The organism is Carboxylicivirga caseinilyticus (assembly GCF_050589785.1).
GTDB lineage: Bacteria > Bacteroidota > Bacteroidia > Bacteroidales > Marinilabiliaceae > Carboxylicivirga > Carboxylicivirga caseinilyticus.
Genome location: NZ_JBNGOX010000083.1, coordinates 1 through 3429, shown reverse-complemented (window position 1 = coordinate 3429; position 3429 = coordinate 1). Strand labels below are relative to the sequence as shown.

Sequence of the window (3429 nt, the reverse complement as noted above, 5' to 3'; positions counted from 1 at the left end):
AGCTTCGCTACTTATCAAAATAAATTTGCATATTTATGTCTTTTTGATAGCTTACGCTATAAGTGCATCGCTACCCATGCGAGGCACACACAAGCAATATACGTAAGCCGGGGGATGTGGGTAAATTTAACTTTTGTACATTTACTCAAAATTGTAATGGTTTGATAATTTCGAGCTCCGAAATCCCGGCCTCCGCATATTGCCAACCGTTGTACGCAAGCCTGCCAGAATGAAACATTGTGCTAAATTGACAAGATAAATAGGATTATTCTCCAAGAAAACCCAACCCACAAAGCATAAGTTTGTCAGCCCATCCCTGCAACCATCCTTTCGCTGCCAAACACATGCTTTTTTGCCTTGCATAAAAAGAAATTACTGTAAATTTTGTAAATTGAGATTGTCAAATGTTAGACAATACGATTAATTGGTTTGATAATGAAAGATGAGTTTGCAAGTATAAAGGCAATTTTTGACAATGCTCCAATTGGCATGGCGTTAACGCGAAAGACTGGTGAAGTTGTTAACATGAATGCTCGTTGCATTTCTATGCTTGGATATTCTTCATTAAATGATGTAAAACAGCATATTAAGAATCTTTCAACTGATTTATATGTCAAGCCTGAGCAACGAAACAAAATCCTTACTGTATTAAGCAAAAGTGAATCAGATGAGCCTTTTTTTGTAGACTTTAAAAGAAAGGATAATTCAATATTGCATGCTAGGTTATTTATTAAACCATATAAAAGTGAAAATAGCAATAATGAATATTTAATAAGTACCGTTGAAGATTTTAGTTATCAAAAGAAGCTGGAAAAGAATATAGCTAGTATCAAGAAGCAGTATAAACAGCTTTTTGATTCGTCAACTGAAGCTGTATTTATTCATCAAAATGAAGTATTTATTGATTATAACGCAAGAGCTAAAGAGCTATTGGGATTAAAAGAAGAACATAAACAATACATGTTTACAGATATTTCACCAAAATACCAACCTGATGGACAGAAATCAAAAGATAAAGGCTTTGAAAAAATACATAAAGCTCTAAAAGGCGAAGCGCAGAAATTTGAATGGGAATTCATAGATGCAAATGGAAAGCAGTTATTTGCAGAAGTAGCTTTAAGCAAAATTGAAGATGGTCTTTTCGGAAATCTATTGGCAATATTTCGGGATATTACTGAAAGAAAAAAGGCAGAGGAGAAATTAAAAGCCAATGAAGCAATGTTAAGTTCCATAATTGATTGCTTGCCTTTTGAATTATTTGTTACAAATTTAAATAGTGATTTGTTATTTCAGAACCGGTTTTCAAAAAGAATTTGGGGTGATTACACAGGAAAGAATATAACAGAGGGACCAGCTTCCGAAAATGGCAAGAAAAAATGGAATGAAAACCTTGAACGAATAAAAACGAATGAAACATTAAATTATGAGGATGAATTGCAATTTAAAGGGAAAAAATATCATGCTCATAAAATAGTTGCTCCTTTAGTTGTTGGTAATGAAACAAAAGGTGTTATTTCGTTAACTATTGATATTTCAGATAAGGTTGAGTTAGAAAAGCAAATTTATCAAAATGCATCATTCCTTAATTCAATTTTATCTTCAATCCCTATTGAATTATGGGTTATTGACAGCATGGACAATATTCATTTACAGAGTGATTTTTCAATCAACAAGTGGGGAGACTTAAGGGGGAAAAAGACAACTGATTTCAATGCTCCAGAGAAATTTTCGGTTGATATTAATAGTATGGTTAAACAAGTGAAAAAAGGCAAAATAGTTGATGCAGAATATGAAGTAGAATATTATGGTCAAAAGAAATATTCCAGAAGAATACTAAGTCCAATATTAGACCAGCACAATAAATATGGCTATACATCAATAAGTTTCGATATTACTGAACTGAAAAATACATTAAAAGAACTTCAGTATCACAAAGAAAACCTTGAACAGCTTGTTGATAAAAGGACTCTTGACCTAAAAGCAGCAACTGAAAAATGGAAAACTACCAGTGAAGACTTAGCCAAGAAGAAAAGAATAATAGAAGAAAAAAATACGGAGCTTAGTACAACTTTAAACCGTTTAAAAGAAGCACAATCACAGTTATTACAAGCAGAAAAAATGGCCTCACTGGGTACACTAACTTCAGGTGTGTCACATGAAATTAATAATCCATTAAATTATTTGGCAGGAACTTACTATGGTTTTGAAAGTTACTTTAATAAATATGGCAGTAAAGATGAGGCAACAACTTCATTGTTAATGTCTAGTACCAAAACTGCTATTGAACGTATTACAGCTATTGTTAAAGGGTTGAATCAGTTTAGTAGAGATAATCAAAAACTCGATGAGGAATGCAATATACATTCTATTATTGATAACTGCTTGGCTATTTTACGTAATCTTACAAAGAGCAGAGTAGAGATTGAATTAAAATATTGCAAAGATGAAATTTTAGTTTTAGGAAACGTTGGTAAAATACACCAGGTTTTTATGAATGTGATTACAAATTCAATACAAGCAATAGTTAACTCTGGGAAAATATTAATTTCCACTAAAATTATAGAGAATATAGCCATAATTGAAATATCAGATTCTGGTTGTGGTATAAGTAAAGAAAATATTTCTAAAATTACAGACCCTTTCTTTACAACCAAAGACCCAGGTAAAGGAACGGGATTGGGACTATCAATTACTTATTCGATATTACAAGAACATCAAGGAAGTATAAATTTTGACTCGGAAATAAATAAAGGTACAATTGCAAGAATAACTTTACCAATAAAATAATTGAATATGGATGTAAGACGAAAAATATTATATGTTGACGATGAGGAAATTAACTTATTACTTTTTGAGAGCAACTTTAAAAGTTTGTATAACGTAATAATTGCACATGATGGGTTCGAAGGCTTAAAAGTACTGGAGGATAATCCTGACACTTTAGTAATTATCAGCGACATGAAAATGCCAGGTATGAACGGAATTGAATTTATAAAAAAGGCTAAGACAAAATATCCTGATAAAAAATACTATATACTTACCGGATTTGAAATTACAGATGAAATTAAGAAGGCGATGGAGTCGGGATTAATATTAGAATATTTTAGCAAACCATTCGAGGTTAAAAGGATGCATAATATTATTAAAGAAGCATTTGAAAATTGATATCAAAGTTTACCTTCCCTTCGCCATCAGGCACATTTGACATTCCCACGAGGCTTGTTCACAATCCAAAAATGCCAAAAGAGCCTTCAAGTCCTTCCCGCCCGAATGCAAGAACAGTGTGAATGAGAATAAATGAATGGAGTGCTGATGAAGTGAAACAAGGCCAGCGTACAATCGAGTAGCCAGCCCCACTAGCAAACGCTAGCAGGGAGAAGCTCTCACACCACCGCACGTACGGTTCTCGTATACGGCGGTTCTCTACAT

Annotated in this window: 2 protein-coding genes; both read left to right on the top strand. The window is 33.0% G+C overall.

All coding sequences use genetic code 11. The features are described from left to right. Positions 1-435 precede the first annotated feature (435 nt). The gene (locus ACRD62_RS22220; protein ID WP_430822280.1) at positions 436-2787 is read left to right on the top strand and encodes a PAS domain S-box protein; all 2352 of its coding nucleotides are present in this window, start codon (positions 436-438) and stop codon (positions 2785-2787) included. Between the two features lie 6 nt (positions 2788-2793). Beyond that, positions 2794-3165: a response regulator gene (locus ACRD62_RS22215; RefSeq protein WP_430822279.1), complete on the top strand. Its 372-nt coding sequence runs from the start codon at positions 2794-2796 to the stop codon at positions 3163-3165. The last annotated feature ends 264 nt before the right edge of the window (positions 3166-3429 follow it).